The 15,988-nt window shown below is 65.5% G+C and carries 20 protein-coding genes; 9 read left to right on the forward strand and 11 right to left on the reverse strand.

The genetic code is table 11. The annotated features are described in order from the left end of the window. The first annotated feature begins 14 nt into the window (after window positions 1-14). Window positions 15-821, forward strand: a complete 807-nt coding sequence (locus V2I30_RS09030; protein ID WP_330661808.1) for a HesA/MoeB/ThiF family protein — start codon at window positions 15-17, stop codon at window positions 819-821. A gap of 135 nt (window positions 822-956) precedes the next feature. After that, window positions 957-1,226, forward strand: coding sequence for a hypothetical protein (locus V2I30_RS09035; protein WP_330661809.1), 270 nt, complete (start codon window positions 957-959; stop codon window positions 1,224-1,226). A gap of 16 nt (window positions 1,227-1,242) precedes the next feature. On the opposite strand, the gene V2I30_RS09040 is transcribed toward V2I30_RS09035, so the two are convergent. Beyond that, window positions 1,243-1,956 (reverse strand): NAD-dependent deacylase, encoded by a 714-nt coding sequence (locus tag V2I30_RS09040; RefSeq protein ID WP_330661810.1) that lies wholly within the window; start codon window positions 1,954-1,956, stop codon window positions 1,243-1,245. A gap of 128 nt (window positions 1,957-2,084) precedes the next feature. Between V2I30_RS09040 and dapB the strand changes: the two genes are divergently transcribed. The 4 genes from dapB to V2I30_RS09060 all read left to right on the forward strand — a co-directional run bounded on the left by dapB (window position 2,085) and on the right by V2I30_RS09060 (window position 4,853). Next, the gene (gene dapB / locus V2I30_RS09045) at window positions 2,085-2,813 is read left to right on the forward strand and encodes a 4-hydroxy-tetrahydrodipicolinate reductase (RefSeq protein WP_330661811.1); all 729 of its coding nucleotides are present in this window, start codon (window positions 2,085-2,087) and stop codon (window positions 2,811-2,813) included. 34 nt (window positions 2,814-2,847) lie between these two features. Continuing rightward, window positions 2,848-3,711 (forward strand): ion transporter, encoded by an 864-nt coding sequence (locus V2I30_RS09050; protein WP_330661812.1) that lies wholly within the window; start codon window positions 2,848-2,850, stop codon window positions 3,709-3,711. 5 nt (window positions 3,712-3,716) lie between these two features. After that, entirely contained in the window at window positions 3,717-4,367 is a 651-nt protein-coding gene (gene nth, locus V2I30_RS09055) for an endonuclease III (RefSeq protein WP_330661813.1), read from the forward strand. 78 nt (window positions 4,368-4,445) lie between these two features. Continuing rightward, window positions 4,446-4,853, forward strand: a complete 408-nt coding sequence (locus tag V2I30_RS09060; protein ID WP_330661814.1) for a hypothetical protein — start codon at window positions 4,446-4,448, stop codon at window positions 4,851-4,853. A 3-nt stretch (window positions 4,854-4,856) separates the two neighbouring features. On the opposite strand, the gene V2I30_RS09065 is transcribed toward V2I30_RS09060, so the two are convergent. Genes V2I30_RS09065 through dapE form a run of 3 tightly spaced genes read right to left on the reverse strand, consistent with a single transcriptional unit; the run spans window position 4,857 to window position 7,919 of the window. Next, a complete protein-coding gene (locus tag V2I30_RS09065; protein ID WP_330661815.1) occupies window positions 4,857-5,420 on the reverse strand; it encodes a DUF7010 family protein in 564 nt (187 codons plus the stop codon). A gap of 12 nt (window positions 5,421-5,432) precedes the next feature. Continuing rightward, complete coding sequence (locus V2I30_RS09070) at window positions 5,433-6,701, reverse strand: dicarboxylate/amino acid:cation symporter (RefSeq protein ID WP_330661816.1); 1,269 nt, start codon at window positions 6,699-6,701, stop codon at window positions 5,433-5,435. Between the two features lie 33 nt (window positions 6,702-6,734). After that, window positions 6,735-7,919, reverse strand: coding sequence for a succinyl-diaminopimelate desuccinylase (gene dapE / locus V2I30_RS09075; RefSeq protein WP_330661817.1), 1,185 nt, complete (start codon window positions 7,917-7,919; stop codon window positions 6,735-6,737). A gap of 32 nt (window positions 7,920-7,951) precedes the next feature. On the opposite strand from dapE, the gene V2I30_RS09080 reads away from it, so the two are divergent. Next, window positions 7,952-8,419, forward strand: coding sequence for a cupin domain-containing protein (locus V2I30_RS09080; RefSeq protein ID WP_330661818.1), 468 nt, complete (start codon window positions 7,952-7,954; stop codon window positions 8,417-8,419). A 14-nt stretch (window positions 8,420-8,433) separates the two neighbouring features. Here the strand turns inward: V2I30_RS09080 and V2I30_RS09085 are convergent, their stop codons facing one another. After that, a complete protein-coding gene (locus tag V2I30_RS09085; protein WP_330661819.1) occupies window positions 8,434-9,099 on the reverse strand; it encodes a glutathione S-transferase family protein in 666 nt (221 codons plus the stop codon). Between the two features lie 235 nt (window positions 9,100-9,334). Here V2I30_RS09085 and V2I30_RS09090 point away from each other — a divergent pair, with 235 nt between their 5' ends. Continuing rightward, window positions 9,335-9,754 (forward strand): VOC family protein, encoded by a 420-nt coding sequence (locus V2I30_RS09090; protein ID WP_330661821.1) that lies wholly within the window; start codon window positions 9,335-9,337, stop codon window positions 9,752-9,754. Here the strand turns inward: V2I30_RS09090 and yihA are convergent. The 6 genes from yihA to V2I30_RS09120 all read right to left on the reverse strand — a co-directional run bounded on the left by yihA (window position 9,736) and on the right by V2I30_RS09120 (window position 14,297). After that, window positions 9,736-10,437 (reverse strand): ribosome biogenesis GTP-binding protein YihA/YsxC, encoded by a 702-nt coding sequence (gene yihA / locus V2I30_RS09095; RefSeq protein WP_442896919.1) that lies wholly within the window; start codon window positions 10,435-10,437, stop codon window positions 9,736-9,738. The two genes, V2I30_RS09090 and yihA, sit on opposite strands and share 19 nt — an antisense overlap. Before the next feature lies 1 nt (window position 10,438). Further along, on the reverse strand, window positions 10,439-12,223 hold the full coding sequence (gene yidC / locus V2I30_RS09100) for a membrane protein insertase YidC (protein ID WP_330661822.1): 1,785 nt from the start codon (window positions 12,221-12,223) through the stop codon (window positions 10,439-10,441). A 78-nt stretch (window positions 12,224-12,301) separates the two neighbouring features. Continuing rightward, entirely contained in the window at window positions 12,302-12,511 is a 210-nt protein-coding gene (gene yidD, locus V2I30_RS09105) for a membrane protein insertion efficiency factor YidD (RefSeq protein WP_330661823.1), read from the reverse strand. Further along, on the reverse strand, window positions 12,508-12,894 hold the full coding sequence (rnpA, locus tag V2I30_RS09110; protein ID WP_330661824.1) for a ribonuclease P protein component: 387 nt from the start codon (window positions 12,892-12,894) through the stop codon (window positions 12,508-12,510). Before rnpA ends, yidD begins: the two co-directional genes overlap by 4 nt. A gap of 122 nt (window positions 12,895-13,016) precedes the next feature. Further along, a complete protein-coding gene (gene rpmH / locus V2I30_RS09115; RefSeq protein ID WP_067678623.1) occupies window positions 13,017-13,151 on the reverse strand; it encodes a 50S ribosomal protein L34 in 135 nt (44 codons plus the stop codon). Between the two features lie 108 nt (window positions 13,152-13,259). After that, the gene (locus tag V2I30_RS09120; RefSeq protein ID WP_330661825.1) at window positions 13,260-14,297 is read right to left on the reverse strand and encodes an alpha/beta hydrolase; all 1,038 of its coding nucleotides are present in this window, start codon (window positions 14,295-14,297) and stop codon (window positions 13,260-13,262) included. Between the two features lie 160 nt (window positions 14,298-14,457). Here V2I30_RS09120 and V2I30_RS09125 point away from each other — a divergent pair, with 160 nt between their 5' ends. Beyond that, window positions 14,458-15,954, forward strand: coding sequence for a YifB family Mg chelatase-like AAA ATPase (locus V2I30_RS09125; RefSeq protein WP_330661826.1), 1,497 nt, complete (start codon window positions 14,458-14,460; stop codon window positions 15,952-15,954). The last annotated feature ends 34 nt before the right edge of the window (window positions 15,955-15,988 follow it).

Here is a 15,988-nt window from a genome sequence, read left to right on the forward strand (position 1 = left end):
CCAACAGGGCTGTCATGGTCGACAGGCTTTCCACCGCTCCTTCCACACCCTTATCCCCCGCCCGGCTCGATCGGTTCGCGCGGCATATCGTGCTGCCCGAAATCGGCGGCGCGGGGCAGGTCGCGCTGGCGAACAAGCATATCGCGGTGATCGGACTGGGCGGAATCGGCTCGCCGGCACTGCAATATCTGGCGGGCGCCGGGATCGGGCGCTTTACGCTCGTCGATGACGATATCGTCGACGTCTCGAACCTTCAGCGCCAGACCATCTTTACCACACGCGATGTCGGCCATGGCAAGGCGACGAGCGCGCGGCGCTGGCTGGCGAATTTCGACGATGCGCTGAATGTAATGATCAGCGATGCGCGGGTGACGCGCGACAATGCGGCGGGCCTCTTCGATGGCGTCGATCTGGTCCTGGACGGGACCGACAATTTCGCGACCCGCCTGGCCGTGTCGGACGCGTGCGTCGCAGCGCGCGTGCCCCTGCTCTCCGCCGCGGTGGGCCGATTCCAGGGCCAAGTCGGCTCCTTCGCCGGACACCTGCCCGATCAGCCATGCTATCGCTGCTTCGTCGGTGACGCATTCGACGCCGAAGACTGCGACACCTGCGCGGAAGACGGCATGCTGGGCGCCATGGCGGGATGGGCCGGCAGCTTCGCCGCGATGCAGGCCGTGCGGGTGCTGCTGGCGGGCGTCAGCCGGTTCGGGCAGCCGATGTTCGGCCAGCTCCATATTCTCGATGGAATGCAGCCGGGGATGCGCACCCTGACCATCGGCAAGGATCCCGCCTGCCAGACCTGCGGCGCGTCCTCCCACTGACATTTAACGCGATGATCGGTCCGCCCGATTCCCGCCACGGCCTGCGCCAATCGGGCGCCAAGCCGTGCCTCCTTTCGGAACAATTCGGGTCTTCGCGCGGTTGGTGATAAAGGAAACGCAAAGGAAATCAAACCGATGGACTCCCTAATCTCCGACAATCTCATCCCCCTTATCCTATGCCTCTTCACTCTTGGCGCGGTTCTCGTCTTCGCCTTGTTTCAGTGGCGCAAGATGCGCAGTGAACTTCCCGACGATCACAAAGTGCGTCCCGAGGACAAGCTGGCCAAGCCGCAGGACACGCCGAACTACGAGCCGACGCAGCAAAGCTCGGCGAGTCATGGCACGTCTGCGCAGCCGGTCGCTCAAAGCTCGGCGGCACACGGTACGCCCTCACGCCAAGATTGAGCCGCCAACTCGCTCGTCAGCCTCCGCTCGCGCGCAGCGTCTCCTCGACCCATTCGGGGACCAGTTTTCCCGCCGGGCCATGTCGCGACTCGTCGAACAGGTGGCTGCCTTCGCTCGGATCCAGATTGAGTTCCAGCGTCGCCGCGCCTTGCGCAGCCGCCTCCTGGACGAAGCCTGCGGCAGGATAGACCGCGCCGCTCGTTCCGATGCTGACGAACAGGTCGCAGGTGGAAAGCGCGGCGTAGATGCGCTCCATCTGGTAAGGCATTTCGCCGAACCATACGACGTCGGGCCTGAGGCTCCGCGCCCCGCAGGCGGGACAGGGCGGACGACCGATCATCGGCGCATCCCAAGGCGAGCGCGTTTCGCAGGACAGGCACAGCGCGCTTCTTAATTCCCCGTGCATATGCAGCACCTCGCGCGATCCCGCCCGCTCATGCAGATCGTCGACATTCTGGGTGACGAGCAGCAACTCGCCATCGAACGCGCTCTCGAGACGCGCCAAGGCTTCGTGCGCTCGATTGGACGAAACCTTTGAAAGCGCCTCGCGCCGGGCATCGTAGAAACCGAGCACCAGCTCAGGGTTGCGCGCGAAACCCTCGGGCGTGGCGACATCCTCGACGCGATGTTGCTCCCACAAACCTCCGGCATCGCGAAAGGTGTCGATACCGCTTTCGGCCGAAATCCCGGCGCCTGTAAGGATGACGATGCTGCTTGGCTTTTCAGGCATTTCTCTTCCCGTTCGCCCCGTGCCGTTCGGGAAGCCCGGGGCGCGCTTGTCGAAGGGCGGCATTTACTCTTAGGATGGTGGCAGGGAAAGGACGGTCCTTCGACTGGCTCTAAGCGGATGGGGTGAGTGTGACGCATTTCGCGATTATTGGTCACAAAGGGCGTATGGGTCAGGCCCTTCGGCAGGCCATCGAGGAAGCGGGCCATGCGATCTGCGTCGGCGTCGATCTCGGCGGAGATCCCCGCGCGGTCATCAAATCCTGCGAGGTCATCGTCGATTTTTCCGCGCCGGATGGGCTGAAGGCCAATCTGTCGGCGGCGAAGACAGCCGGCATACCGATCCTCATCGGCACGACCGGCCTCGAAGCCGAGCATTTCGAACTGATCGAGGAAGCGGCGGCAACGGTGCCGGTGCTTCAGACCGGCAACACCTCGCTCGGGGTGACACTGCTCGCGCATCTCGTGCGCGAGGCGGCTGCGCGCCTTGGCCCCGAATGGGACATCGAAGTGCTGGAAATGCACCATCGCGGCAAGGTCGACGCGCCTTCGGGCACCGCCAAATTGCTCGGCGAAGCGGCAGCGGCTGCGCGCGGCATCGACCTCACCGACAATATGGAAAGCGGGCGGCACGGTCACACCGGAGAGCGCCGTGAGGGCACGATCGGCTTTGCCACCTTGCGTGGAGGCACGGTGGCGGGCGAACACAGCGTCATACTGGCGGGCCGCGAAGAGCGCCTGACGCTTTCGCATGTCGCGGAAGATCGCATGATCTTCGCCCGCGGCGCGGTGCGCGGGGCCGAGTGGTTGATCGGCAAGCCTCCGGGCCGCTACACGATGGAGGACGTGCTCGGGCTTTAGGCCGGGCGCACCGCGGTTGAGGGGGGCGGAAGCGATGGCAGGCCTGCGGGCAAAACTGCACGAGCAATTGTTCGTCGGCGCGCATCCCGACGGGCGGCTGACCTTGTCCAACAAGCTGCTGATCGTCACCATCATCCTTGCCGTGCTGGCCGCCGCGTTGGGCACCGAGCCCGATCTCTCACCGCAAAGCCAGGACGCCCTGCTGATAAGCGAGCTGGTTTTCGGGACGATCTTCCTCGTCGAATATTGCGCGCGGGTCTACGCCGCCGCCGAAGAGCCGGGCGAGGCATCCAACTGGACGAAGCGCTGGGCTTTCATCCGCTCGCCGATCGGGATCATCGATCTCATCGTCGTCATCGCAACCCTCGCTCCGCTGATCGCCGGGGACGCCGCGATCCTGAGATTCGTGCGATTGTTCCGGGTGATCGCGGTGATGAAGTTCGGGCGCTTCAGCCTGGCGATCGAGACCGTGGGGAACGCGATCGCGGACCGGGCGGACGACCTCATCGTCACCATGGCGCTGGCTTTCGTGTTCGTGCTTACCGGCGCGACGCTCCTCTACATCGTCGAGGGCGCGATCCAGCCCGACGAGTTCGGCTCGATCCCGCGCGCGCTGTGGTGGGCGGTCATCACGTTGACCACGGTCGGCTATGGCGATGCCTATCCGGTGACGGTGCTGGGCAAGATTATCGGCGGCGGGCTCGCGCTGTCGGGCATCGCCTTCGTGGCCATGCCGACCGGGATCATCGCCGCGGCCTTTTCAGATGCGATGCATCGCCGGCGGGACCTGAAAATTCAGGAGATGCGCGAGCATCTGGAGCGGCTGGACGAGATCGACGAAAAAGTGGTGGCGAAGCTTGAAAAGCTCGAACGCGCCAACCAGAACCCGCCGACCTGACACCGATGACCAAAGACCAGATCTTCGAGATGTTCAGGCGCCTCGCCGAGGACAACCCCGAGCCGGAGACCGAGCTTGAATACGGCAATTGCTATCAGCTGGTGGTCGCGGTCGCGCTGTCGGCGCAAGCGACCGATGTCGGCGTCAACAAGGCGACGCGCGCGCTATTCGCGAAGGTCGAAACGCCGCAGCAGATGCTGGACTTGGGGATCGACGGGCTCATCGAACATATCCGCACGATCGGCCTGTTCAATTCCAAGGCCAAGAACGTCATCGCGCTCTCGCAGCTGCTGGTGGACGAATATGGCGGCGAGGTCCCGGACACGCGCGACGACCTCGTGCGGCTGCCCGGCGTGGGCCGCAAGACGGCCAATGTGGTGCTCAATTGCTGGTTCAAGCAGGAGACCTTCGCGGTCGATACGCATATCCTGCGTGTCGGCAACCGGACGGGGCTTGCGAAGGGGAAGACACCCGAACAGGTCGAGGCCAAACTGGAAAATCGCGTCCCCGCGCCCTTCCGCCTGCATGCGCATCACTGGCTGATCCTGCATGGCCGCTATATCTGCAAGGCGAGGACGCCCGAATGCTGGCGCTGCCAGCTCGTCGACCTGTGCAGCTATCGCAAAAAGGTGCTGGAGAAACCGAAGGGGCGGTAATGCGCGCGGTCGAGCGCTCAGGCGGGGTTCAGGCCGGCCCGTTCATGCAGGAGCAAGCCAAGCCTGGAGGTTTCCGTCATGATCTGCCGTTTCGCCATTCTCGCCGCCCCGCTGGCCGTCGCCGCCTGCGCCCCGATCGACGCGGAAACCGAGGTCGATCCCGCGCTTGCCGGTCCGGCGGTCGAGGTAGTGGGGGAAGGACGCAGCTGTCTGAACCTCGCGCAGATCCGCAACAGCCGGGTGCGCAGCGACCAGGTCATCGACTTCGAAATGCGCGGCGGCGACGTCTATCGCAGCGTCCTTCCCACCCGCTGCCCCAGGCTCGGCTTCGAACGCGCCTTCACCTATGACACCTCGCTCACCCAGCTGTGCCGTCAGGACATCATCTACACACTCGAACAGATCGGCGGCAGCGTCAGGCGCGGCGCGGGCTGCGGGCTCGGGGAATTCGTGCCGGTGGAGTATGTCGAAGACGAGGGCGAGTGAAGCCTACTGGACCGAGGATGGCTTCCGCATCGCTGCGATCGCGTAGATATAGGTCGCAGCCGTCACCGCAGCGATGGCGGACGAACGCCATTCCGGCGGAGTGAGAAGATACACCGCGTAGCAGAGCCCGGCGCGCAGCACGAAATGGATGAAACCGGCAGGATCGTCCGCGCCCCATCCATGCGGAACCCAGACGACACCAGCCAGGATCGCCAGGCCTAGGACAAGGAAGGCCTCGTCCTGCATCGCGGATGCCCCAATCACCACCAACGGGATGAGAAGGCCGACGACCGTGATGAACCGCATGAAAAGATGTCCGATCGGGTTGTCCCGATCTTCCTTCCAGCGATGCAGTTCGCCGCGCCTCTTGTCCATCGCCAGCGCTATCGGCACCGGGATGGCCGCTGCGACGAAAGGCGCGAAGAACGGAGCGTCGTCCGCGAAGACAGCATAGGCGACCGCGAGCGCCGCCCAGGAGATAAAGCCGGCGATCGGCATGGAAACGGTGCTGTTCGCAAGATAGCGGCGGCGCGCTTCGCCGAGCGGAACTGTCGCATAATCGGTCATCGTATATCCCCGTTAGACGTCGTCCGCGCTCGCTAGCTCGCTCTTGTCGATCTCGCCCAGGAGGCTCGCGGTCGCGACCGTTACCGTTGCATCGCCCGTCACGTTGGTGGCGGTGCGCATCATGTCCATGATCCGGTCGACCCCGGCAACGAACGCGATTGTTTCGAGCGGCACGCCGACAGCGCTGAAGACCGCGCCCATCATGACGAGACCGCCGCCCGGAATGCCGGCCGCGCCGATAGAACCGACCGTCGCCAGCAGCGCGATCACGAAATAATCGCTCCAGCTCAGATCGACCCCGAACAGCTGCGAACCGAACAGGGTGACGAGGCCGAGATACATCGCCGTCCCGTCCATATTGATGGTGGAGCCGAGCGAGACGACGAAACTCGACGTGGGCTTGCTCACCCCGAGATTGCGCTGCGTACACCGCAAGGTGACCGGCAGCGTGGCCGAGGAACTCGCGGTAGAATAGGCGACCGCGATCGCATCGATCATGCCGCGGAAAAAACCGATCACCTGCACCCGCGCGATGAAGGCGAGGATGAGTGTGTACATGCCGCCGATCAGGATCAGGCAGCCCGCGTAATTCATCGCGACCAACGCCGCGAGCGCGGTCACCGCGTCGAGGCCGAGCGTACCCACCACCCATGCGATCAGCGCAAACACCCCGAAGGGTGTCAGCTCCATCACGATGATCGTGATTTTCTGAAAGATGAGAGCACCGCTGTCGAAGGCGCGGGCGATCGCCGCCGCACCGCCCGATCCGCCATCCTCCCCGGCCTCCTCTTCGCGCCTCGCCAGCAGAATGCCGATGCCGACCAGCAGCGAAAAGACGATCAGCGGCAGAACCTGCACGTTCGCCATCACGCCGACCGGGCTGACGGGGATCATCGAACGGATCATCTCGCGCCAGTCGAACGGCGTCGGCTCGGGCGTTGCGCCCATCTCAAGCGCGGAGGTGTCGACGCCCAGACCAGGTTGGAAGATGCTGCCGATCGTAAGGCCAAGGATTACCGCGACCTGTCCGGTGAGCACGAACATCAGGATCGCGCGCCAGCCGACACTGCCCAGCCTTCCCAGATTGCCGATCGAGGTGACGCCCGAGACGATGCTGAAGAATATGAGCGGTACGATCAACATCTTGATGAAGTCTATGAAAACGTCGCCGACGATCTTGATGCTCTCTGCGCCCGGCCCCCAGAGAAAGCCGGTTATCGCGCCGAGAACGAGCGCGGCAATCACGCGCTGCCAAAGGGGAATCCGAAACCAGCTTTTCATCGTGCCTCGCTCAACTGACCACGCTTGCAGGATCTATGCCCGTGCGTGCGATGCCGCGCCATCCCCGGAGGGCTCGGCATCACCGGCGGCGAGCGCGGCGAGGGCGACGCGGCGATAGATCCGCGCGAGCACGGTCAGATCGGCCAGCGCGACGGCTTCGTCGACCTTGTGCATGGTCGCATTGCATAGGCCGAATTCGATCACCGGGCACACGGCTCTGAGGAAGCGCGCATCCGATGTGCCGCCGCTGGTCGAGAGTTCGGGCTTCACCCCCGTTTCCGCCTCGATCGCTTCGGCGATGAAGTCGGAGAAGGCACCCGGCTCGGTCAGGAAGGGTTCGCCCGACACGATCGGCAGCGCCTCGCCCCCATGCTTTTCGGCGATGGCGGCGACCCGTTCGGAGAGGCTGGCGCCCGAATGGAGGTCGTTGAACCGGATCGAGATGCGCGCCTTTGCCTCGGCCGGAATGACGTTGTGCGCCCGGTTGCCGACCTCGATCTCGGTGATCTCGAGATTCGAGGCCTGGAACCAGTCGGTGCCCGTATCGAGGCTCAGCGCGTCCAGTTCGGCGAGCATGGCGACCAGTTTGGGGATCGGATTGTCGGCAAGATGCGGATAGGCGACGTGACCCTGCGCACCCTCGACCTTCAGCCAGATATTGACCGAGCCACGCCGCCCGATCTTCATCGTGTCGCCGAGGCGGTTCACGCTGGTCGGTTCGCCTACGAGGCACAGGTCGGGCGCAATACCCTCGGCCTGCATGTAGTCGATCAGCGCGCGCGTGCCGTGAAGCGCGGGGCCTTCTTCGTCGCCGGTGATGATGAAACTGACCGTGCCGGCCTCGCGCGGTATGTCCGCCACGGCAGCCGCCATCGCGCCGATCGCGCCCTTCATGTCGACCGCACCGCGGCCGTAGAGCAGGTCGCCTCTGGTCGTCGGCTCGAACGGGTCGCTCGCCCAGCCTTCGCCGGGCGGCACCACGTCGAGATGCCCGGCAAAGGCGAAGTGGCGCGATCCCGCCGGCCCTTCGCGAAGGGCGAAGAGGTTCTCGACCGGCGCCTCGTCGCTTCCCGCCTGCCCCTCCCCGCGCATGAAGCGATGGACGGCAAAGCCCAGCGATGTCAGCAACGCCTCCATCGCATCGAAGACGGGCCCGGTCGCCGGAGTTACGCTCGCCTCACCGATCAGGCGCTTGGCGTTGTCGATCGCTGTGTTCATAACCGGCCCCGCGCTAGCAGGAGTGCCCCCCGATGCCCAAGCTCGATCTCGCCGCCATCGCGCAGACCAATGCGACCGGCTACCCGCCGCCTTTCGCCGACGCGGTGGCAGGGCGCCATTATCGCCGGCTCGCGCCCGCCGCCGGGTTGACCCGTATGGGGGCGAGCCACGTGATGCTCGAACCGGGCGCGTTCTCCTCCCAGCGGCATTGGCACAGCGAGGAGGACGAGCTGGTGGTGATGCTGGCGGGCGAGGCGGTGCTGATCGAGGACGAGGGGGAAGTCGTAGTGCGCGCGGGCGACGTTCTGGCGTTCCCCGCGGGGCGGCAAAACGGGCATCACTTGCACAATCGCTCGGGCGAGCCGTGCGTCTATGTCGCGATCAGCGCCGGCGACGAGACCAAGGATCGCGGCGAATATCCCGATATCGACATGGTCTTCGGCCCGGAAGGCTATGCGAAGAAGGACGGCACGCCCTACCCGACCAAACGGCTGCCCTGAACCGCGCCGCCCCTTCAAGACGAACCGACGCTTTCATATTGCTCGATCACCCATTCCTCTTCCTGCGAAGCCTCGATCCACTGCGCCATCCAGGGATGTTCCCAGATCGCCTGCATGTAGCTTTCGGCGAAGCCGGGCACGCCGATGCCGTAGGTGATGAAGCGCGACACCACGGGCGCGTAGAAGATGTCCGCCGCCCCGAACGTGCCGAACAGGAAGGGTCCGGCATTGCCATGCCGCGCGCGCGCTTCCGCCCATAGCTGGAGGATGCGCACCACTTCGCCCCTGGTCTGATCAGAAAGACCCGTCAGCTTGAGCCGCCGACGCACATTCATCGGCATCTCGGCGCGCAGACTCGCATAGGAAGAGTGCATTTCGGCGACCATCGAGCGCGCCATGCCGCGCGCCGCTTCGTCCTTGGGCCAGAACCGCTCGCGCCCGACCTTGTCGGCGAGATACTCCATGATCGCCAGGCTGTCCCAGATGACGTTGTCGCCGTCCCACAAGATGGGGACCTTGCCCGAGGAGGGCTGGAACTCGTCGCTTTCCTTCTTCTCCTCCCAATGCTCGCCCAAGATCGGAACGGTGATCTCCTCGAAGGAGAGACCCGATTGCTTGGCCGCGAGCCAGCCGCGCAGCGACCAGCTCGAGTAGTTCTTGTTTCCGACGATCAGCTTCATGCGATTCGACCCTCCACCACGGTCGCGGCGCCGTGTTATGCGTTCATCCTGACGCTGTCGAGGCTGAACGGTGGAACAGGTGGAACACGGTCCTGACAAAGGAAACTGCTCGCGGATGGCGCGGCGATACTGGCGAAGGGCTTGGGCGCGATCCATGACGAATATCGCAATCGCAAATCGCCCCGATGTAGGAAAATGTGGCACAGACCGGCGCGTTGGGGCACAAGCGCAGCGCATGACCCGTCCCCCTTTCCACCTCGCCTTCCCGGTCGACGATCTTGCCGCTGCGCGCCGTTTCTACGGCGAATGGCTGGGCTGCGCCGAGGGGCGTTCAAGCGAGGAATGGGTCGATTTCGATCTTCACGGACATCAGATCGTCGCGCATCAGGCGCCGGAGCGCTCGGGCGACGCCGCGACGAATCACGTCGATGGGCACGGCGTCCCGGTCCCGCATTTCGGCCTGGTGCTGGCCATGGCCGACTGGGAGGCGCTGGCAGAGCGGCTGCGCGAGCGCGGCGCGGATTTCGTGATCGAGCCAACCGTCCGGTTCCGCGGCAAGCCGGGCGAACAGGCCACCATGTTCCTGCGCGATCCGGCGGGCAATGCACTCGAATTCAAGGCATTCGCCGACCCGGCTCAGCTGTTTGCGAAGTAGCTCTCGCCCAGCGCATCCTCCACCAACGCCGCCCGAAGCGCGGCGATGCCCATGCCCTTCTCACTGCTGGTCACGTGCAATTCGGGGAAGGCGGCGGGGTGCTTTCGCGCCTCCTCGGCGGTCTGGGCGATCACGCGGTCGAGCGCGGAGGCTTTTATCTTGTCCGCCTTTGTCAGCACGATGCGGTAGCCGACCGCCGCTTCGTCGAGCATCGTCATCATCTCGCGATCGACGTCTTTCAACCCGTGGCGGCTGTCGACCAGCACGAGATTGCGCGCCAGCACCGGGCGACCGCGCAGGTAGCTCTTCACCAGATTCTTCCAGCGCTCCACCACCTTCACCGGCGCCTTGGCGAAGCCGTAGCCGGGCATGTCGACCAGCCGGAACAGCGGCGCCGCGCCCGGCTCGCCTCCGACATCGAAGAAATTGAGCTCCTGCGTCCGCCCCGGGGTCACCGAAGCGCGCGCGATCGCCTTGCGACCCGTCAGCGCGTTAAGAAGCGAGGACTTGCCGACATTGGAGCGCCCGCAAAAGGCGATCTCGGGACAGGCCGGATCGGGCAGAAACTTGAGCTGCGGTGCGGAAAGCAGGAAATCGACGCGGCCCGAGAACAGCTTTGCCGCTGCCTTCTCGCGGCGCTGCTGCGCGCGTTCTTCCAGTTCCTCGGGCGAGGCTGCGCTCACCTTACGCCCCGCTCTTTTCCGCATCCTTGCGCGCCTTCTCCCGCGCCTTTTCCGCCTTCTCCTTTTCCGCCGCCGCCTTCAATTGCGGGTGCTTGGAATAGAGATAGCTCTGCTGCGCCACGGTCAGGATGTTCGATGTCACCCAGTAGACCAGCAGCCCGGCGGCGAACGGCGCCATCACGAACATCAGGATCCACGGCATCAAGTTGAAGATCTGCTGCTGCATCGGGTCCATCGTGCTCGGATTGAGCTTGAAGGTCAGCCACATGGTGAAGCCCAGCAGCACCGCGAGGATGCCGATGCCGAGGAAGCCGGGCACGTCGTAGGGCAGCAGGCCGAAGGCGTTGAGGATGGTCGCGGGATCGGGCGCGGAGAGATCGGTAATGTAGAGAAACGGCTCGTGACGCATCTCGATCGCGAGGATGAGCACCTTGTAGAGCGCGAAGAAGATCGGGATCTGGACAAGCAGCGGCAGGCACCCGGAGAGCGGATTGACGCCCTCATCCTTGTAGAGCTTCTGCATCTCCTGGCCGAGCCGCTGCTTGTCGTCCTTGTAGCGTTCCTGAAGCGCCTTCATCTTCGGCTGGACCGCTTTCATAGCGGCCATAGACGCGAAGCCTTTCTGGGCGATCGGAAACAGAATCAGGCGAACGATCACGGTCAGCAGAATGATAGCCACGCCGAAATTGCCGACCAGATCGTTGAGGTTGCGCAGGAGCCAAAGGAACGGCTTTTCGAACCATTCGAACCAGCCCCAGCTGATCGCCTTGCCGAAATAGGTGATGCCGGCATCCTCGTAGGTGTCGAGCACGACGCTTTCCTTAGCGCCGGCATAAAGCTGCGTCGTCTGCGACAGCGTGCCGCCCGCCGGGATGGTCGCCGCGTCGTAGATCAGGTCGGCGCGATACAGCTGGTCGCCGAGCGCGCGGAAGCCCACCGCGTCGGTCGCGCCATCTCCGCGCACCAGCGCCGAGAGCCAATAGGTGTCGGTGAAGCCCAGCCACTCCGCTTCGCCCGCCGGAGTGTCACGGCCGATTTCGGCCAGCTCTTCATAGCTGTTGGGATCGTAGAGCGTGTCGTCGAACACCCCGACCGGGCCCGAATGCGCGATGAACTGGTCGGGCGTGGCGGTGGCGCTGGTGCGCTTGATAAGCGCGAAGGGCTGGACGATCGCGGCATTGCCCGAATTGTTGGCGACCGACTGCTCGGCGGTGATCATGTACTGATCGTCGATCGTGAAGCGGACCCGATAGGTGAGGCCGTTCTCGCCGGTGCGCGTCAGCGTGACGGGCGCACTTGGCGTCAGGATGTCCCCGTCCGCCTGCCACACCTCGCGGCTGGAGAGGCGCTGCCCGCCCTCGACGAAGCCGAATTCGGCAAAATGCTGGGTGTCGGTGCGTTCGGGCGCGAACAGGCGCACCGGATCGCTGTCGGCATCGGTCGTCTCAGCATAATCCTTCAGGACGATGTCGTCGATCCGCGCGCCGACGAGGTTGATCGAGCCTGCTAGGCGCGGTGCGTCGATCGCGACGCGCTGCGGATCGGCGAGCGCGGCGTCGAGATCGACCGGCCCCTGCGGCGCCGATGCGTCTTCCGCCGGCTCGACCGTGCCCGGCACGCTCGCGGCGCTCGGACGCACGGGCGCGTCGACGGCGTCGCTCGAGGTCGGGATCTCCGCCTCGACGATGTCCGCCTGCGGGTAGAAGGTGCGCATGCCGAGGTCCCAGCCCAGGATGAGCAGACCCGAAAGGAGCACGGCAAGCAGGAGGTTGCGCTGATTGTCCAAGACTGTGCCTTAAAACTGACGTGTGTTATGTGGGTATGACACTTTGGCGATCCAACCCCCGCGCGGTGTGATAGCGCATCAGGGAACCGGATCGTGGCCATGCCCGCCCCAAGGATGGCAGCGCCCTATACGCTTTGCCGCGAGCCATCCACCCTTGAGAGCGCCATACTTGCGCAGCGCTTCGATCGCGTACTGGCTGCACGATGGGCTGTAGCGGCATGTCGGCGGCAGGATGAGCGAGGGTCCGAGCTGCCAGCCGCGTGCGATCAGGATCAGGAGATGTCTCATGCGCCGCGTGGCCGGCGGTCGCCGCGGCGTGGGCGGCGGCGGCGCGGGCCGTCGCCCTTGCCTTCGCGCGCGCGGGAGAGCACGGCTTCGAGTTCCTCGGTCATTGCTTTGTAGTCGCGCTCGATCCCGCCCGCGCGCCCGATCAGCACGTGATCGTGATCGGCAAGTCCGTGTTCGGGCAGCACCGCGCGCACAAGCTCGCGAAATCGCCGCTTCATCCGGTTGCGCACCACGGCATTACCGATCTTCTTGGTCACGGTGATGCCGAACCGCATCCCCTCCCCGCCATTGGCCCTCGTCAGCAGCACGAAGCCGGGCCGCGCATTTCGCAGGCCACGGTTCGCCGCAAGGAAATCGGAGCGCTTGGTGAGAACCTTAATCACGCTCTGCCAATACGCGAAACGGGCTCCCCATGGGAGCCCGCAAGGGCGACTGCCCGCCCGCAGCGGGCGCGGCTTGCCGCGCGTCTAGCGAGGACGAAGGCGCGGAAGCGCCTTCGCAGGGATCACGCGCAGAGGTTCTTGCGGCCACGCTTGCGGCGGGCGCGCAGGACCTTGCGACCGCCCGGGGTCGCCTTGCGCGCGAAAAAGCCGTGCCGGCGGGCACGCACGAGATTGCTGGGCTGAAAAGTCCGCTTCATAACCTGTCCTCGAATGTTTCGCTGGCGCCGCCTGTTCAAGCCGTTCGGCATCGCGGCGGCAGCCATATCCGGTCGCTCACTCGGGAACAACCGATCAGGCGCGCGCACTTATGAGATACGCGTGCTTGAGTCAAGCCGCGGATCAGGCAGAAACCGGGGCGCGATGGTGGCGAGATCGGCATAAGCGATCAGCGGTTCGGGCAGCCACAGCGCAGGCGGCAAGGCGGGCTTGCGCGGGCCGGGCGCAAGGGCAAGTACCTTCGCCGGCGCCGGGCGAGCCGGTGCGGCGAGCGGTTCGGGGGCGATCACGAATGCCGGCCCGGCCCTCGATCCCGCAGGCGGCAGCCACCCCCGTATCTCCTGCGCGCCCAGCCACAGCGCGCTGTGATGCGGGACGGAATTGGTCATCGCGTAGAAGGCCCGCGCCGCCGGAGCGCTCATCCCCATTTCGACGTAATAGTCGACATACATGCGGTGCGCGGCATCGCCCGCGCCAACATCGTCCGCCTCGCGCCCATGATTGTCGAGCCAGGAATGGACCGCGAATTGCGCCCCGTCTTCAAGCGTGCGGGTGGCGCCGGCGAGGAACAACTCGACCGCGCCCGAACGCACCGATCCGCCGCGCGGCACATGGGTAGCGATGCCCGCTGCACGAATGCGGCGACCCACCGCGAGATTGGCGATGTCGTTGCTGGTGCCCGGCGCCTCGACCATTTCGAGCACGCGAATGCCGGGAAAATCCCGCAGCATCGCATCGAAATCGCGCGGACTGCTCGCATCGGTGGACCCGACTATGACGGCGCGCCCGGGTTCTGCGACGCGGAACGGCCCGTATTGCGCGAACGCCTGCTCCGCGCTGCCACGGTGCTGCGGGGCGGCATAGCGCGCGGCGCTGCGCGTCTGATCGACCACGCGGTCATTCAGGTAGGTCGTCGTGACGCTCGGCATGTCGATCGCAGCAGCGGGCATATCCGGGCCGGTGCGCGTGATTTCGGAGATGCGCACCCAGCGCCCTTCGCGCGGGTCCCACTCCTCGACCCAGCTTTCGCTCGACACCACGCGCGCACCGCCCGCCTCGGCGGCGGCGGCCGGGGCAGCAAGGAAGGCGCATTGGCACAGAGCGAAAAAGGCGGCGAGCCATTTCATCGCCTTTGGGCCTAACGAAAGGCCGGTTCACGAATTGCCAATCTTTATACTTGCCACCGGCCACCGCACTCCTCCCTAAGTGCTCGACAAGTCGTTCTTAACCTTGCATTATCGTGATTAACGACAAACGCGCCATTCGAGCGCTGGTGGGGGCCGCATCTTGGTAGCGCTGGTACGAACTGTTGCCTATTTGGGGCTGGAGGCGCGCAGCGTCGAAGTGCAATGCCAGGTTGCCCCCGGCCTCCCGCGCTTCTCGATCGTCGGCCTGCCTGACAAGGCAGTGAGCGAAAGCCGCGAGCGCGTGCAGGCGGCGCTGTCGGCGATGGGTCTCGCGCTGCCGCCCAAGCGGATCACGATCAATCTCTCGCCCGCAGACCTGCCCAAGGACGGCTCGCATTACGACCTGCCGATCGCGCTCGCGCTGCTCGCCGCGATGGGCGTCACTGATGCCGAGCAACTGGGCGACTGGATCGCGGTCGGCGAATTGTCGCTGGACGGCCGTGTGGTGGCCTCGCCCGGCGTGCTGCTCGCCGCGCTCTACGCCAGCGGCGAGGAGGTCGGACTGATCTGCCCTGCCGCGCAAGGGGCCGAAGCGCGCTGGGCCAGCGGCGTTCCGGTGCTTGCCCCGCGAGACCTCGCCTCGCTCCTCGCGCATCTCAAGGGTTCGCAGACCCTCGCTGAGCCTGCGCGAGGCGAAGTCGAGGACCCGCCGCCCGCCGCCGATCTCAAACAGGTCAAGGGTCAGGAAACCGCCAAGCGCGCGCTCGAAATCGCGGCGGCAGGTGGCCACAACCTGCTGATGATCGGACCGCCGGGATCGGGCAAGAGCCTGCTCGCCTCCTGCCTTCCCGGCATCCTGCCCGAACTCTCGCCGTCCGAAGCGCTTGAAGTGTCGATGGTGCAGTCGGTCGCCGGCACGCTCGAAGCCGGACGCATCAGCCGCGCGCGCCCGTTTCGCGCGCCGCACCATTCGGCGAGCATGGCCGCGCTCACCGGGGGCGGATTGAAGGTGCGCCCGGGCGAGGTCAGCCTCGCACATCTCGGCGTCCTGTTCCTCGACGAATTGCCCGAATTCCAGCGCGCCGTGCTCGATTCGCTGCGCCAGCCGCTCGAGACCGGGCGCGTGGATGTCGCCCGCGCCAATGCGCATGTGAGCTTCCCCGCGCGCGTGCAGCTGATCGCGGCGATGAACCCGTGCCGCTGCGGCTATGCCGGCGATCCGATGGGCCAGTGCAACCGCTATCCGCGCTGCGTCGGCGACTATCAAAACCGCCTGTCGGGCCCGCTGCTCGACCGGATCGACTGTCACGTCGAAGTGCCCGCCGTAAGCGCCGCGGACCTCGCCCTTCCCCCGCCCGCCGAAGGCAGCGCCGAGATCGCCGCGCGCGTCGCGGCAGCCCGCGCCCGCGCCGGGACACGCGGCGTGCGCTCCAACGCCGAGCTCGAAGGCGACGCGCTGGAAAAACATGCCGCGCCCGACGAGGAGGGCCGCCAATTGCTGCTCAAAGCCTCGGAAAAACTGCGCCTCTCCGCCCGCAGCTACACCCGCATGCTACGCGTCGCCCGCACTATCGCCGACCTGGCTGGGGAGGAGCAAGTGGGCCGCCCGCACATCGCCGAAGCGCTCAGCTATCGCCAGACGATCGGACGGGGGTAGAATGGTACCAGAGCGTGAGAACCAGGAATTACCT

This window comes from Erythrobacter sp. (assembly GCF_036351135.1).
Lineage (GTDB): Bacteria > Pseudomonadota > Alphaproteobacteria > Sphingomonadales > Sphingomonadaceae > Erythrobacter.

What these genes read in the sequence shown, in the direction of transcription:
- V2I30_RS09070 (WP_330661816.1), bottom strand. Translation starts at nt 6,701, where the DNA reads ATGAAAAGCTGGTTTCGGATTCCCCTTTGGCAGCGCGTGATTGCCGCG.
- V2I30_RS09050 (WP_330661812.1), top strand. Translation starts at nt 2,848, where the DNA reads ATGGCAGGCCTGCGGGCAAAACTGCACGAGCAATTGTTCGTCGGCGCG.
- yidD (WP_330661823.1), bottom strand. Translation starts at nt 12,511, where the DNA reads ATGAGACATCTCCTGATCCTGATCGCACGCGGCTGGCAGCTCGGACCC.
- rpmH (WP_067678623.1), bottom strand. Translation starts at nt 13,151, where the DNA reads ATGAAGCGGACTTTTCAGCCCAGCAATCTCGTGCGTGCCCGCCGGCAC.
- V2I30_RS09040 (WP_330661810.1), bottom strand. Translation starts at nt 1,956, where the DNA reads ATGCCTGAAAAGCCAAGCAGCATCGTCATCCTTACAGGCGCCGGGATT.
- dapE (WP_330661817.1), bottom strand. Translation starts at nt 7,919, where the DNA reads ATGAACACAGCGATCGACAACGCCAAGCGCCTGATCGGTGAGGCGAGC.
- nth (WP_330661813.1), top strand. Translation starts at nt 3,717, where the DNA reads ATGACCAAAGACCAGATCTTCGAGATGTTCAGGCGCCTCGCCGAGGAC.
- V2I30_RS09080 (WP_330661818.1), top strand. Translation starts at nt 7,952, where the DNA reads ATGCCCAAGCTCGATCTCGCCGCCATCGCGCAGACCAATGCGACCGGC.
- V2I30_RS09035 (WP_330661809.1), top strand. Translation starts at nt 957, where the DNA reads ATGGACTCCCTAATCTCCGACAATCTCATCCCCCTTATCCTATGCCTC.
- V2I30_RS09060 (WP_330661814.1), top strand. Translation starts at nt 4,446, where the DNA reads ATGATCTGCCGTTTCGCCATTCTCGCCGCCCCGCTGGCCGTCGCCGCC.
- V2I30_RS09085 (WP_330661819.1), bottom strand. Translation starts at nt 9,099, where the DNA reads ATGAAGCTGATCGTCGGAAACAAGAACTACTCGAGCTGGTCGCTGCGC.
- V2I30_RS09030 (WP_330661808.1), top strand. Translation starts at nt 15, where the DNA reads ATGGTCGACAGGCTTTCCACCGCTCCTTCCACACCCTTATCCCCCGCC.
- V2I30_RS09065 (WP_330661815.1), bottom strand. Translation starts at nt 5,420, where the DNA reads ATGACCGATTATGCGACAGTTCCGCTCGGCGAAGCGCGCCGCCGCTAT.
- V2I30_RS09090 (WP_330661821.1), top strand. Translation starts at nt 9,335, where the DNA reads ATGACCCGTCCCCCTTTCCACCTCGCCTTCCCGGTCGACGATCTTGCC.
- V2I30_RS09120 (WP_330661825.1), bottom strand. Translation starts at nt 14,297, where the DNA reads ATGAAATGGCTCGCCGCCTTTTTCGCTCTGTGCCAATGCGCCTTCCTT.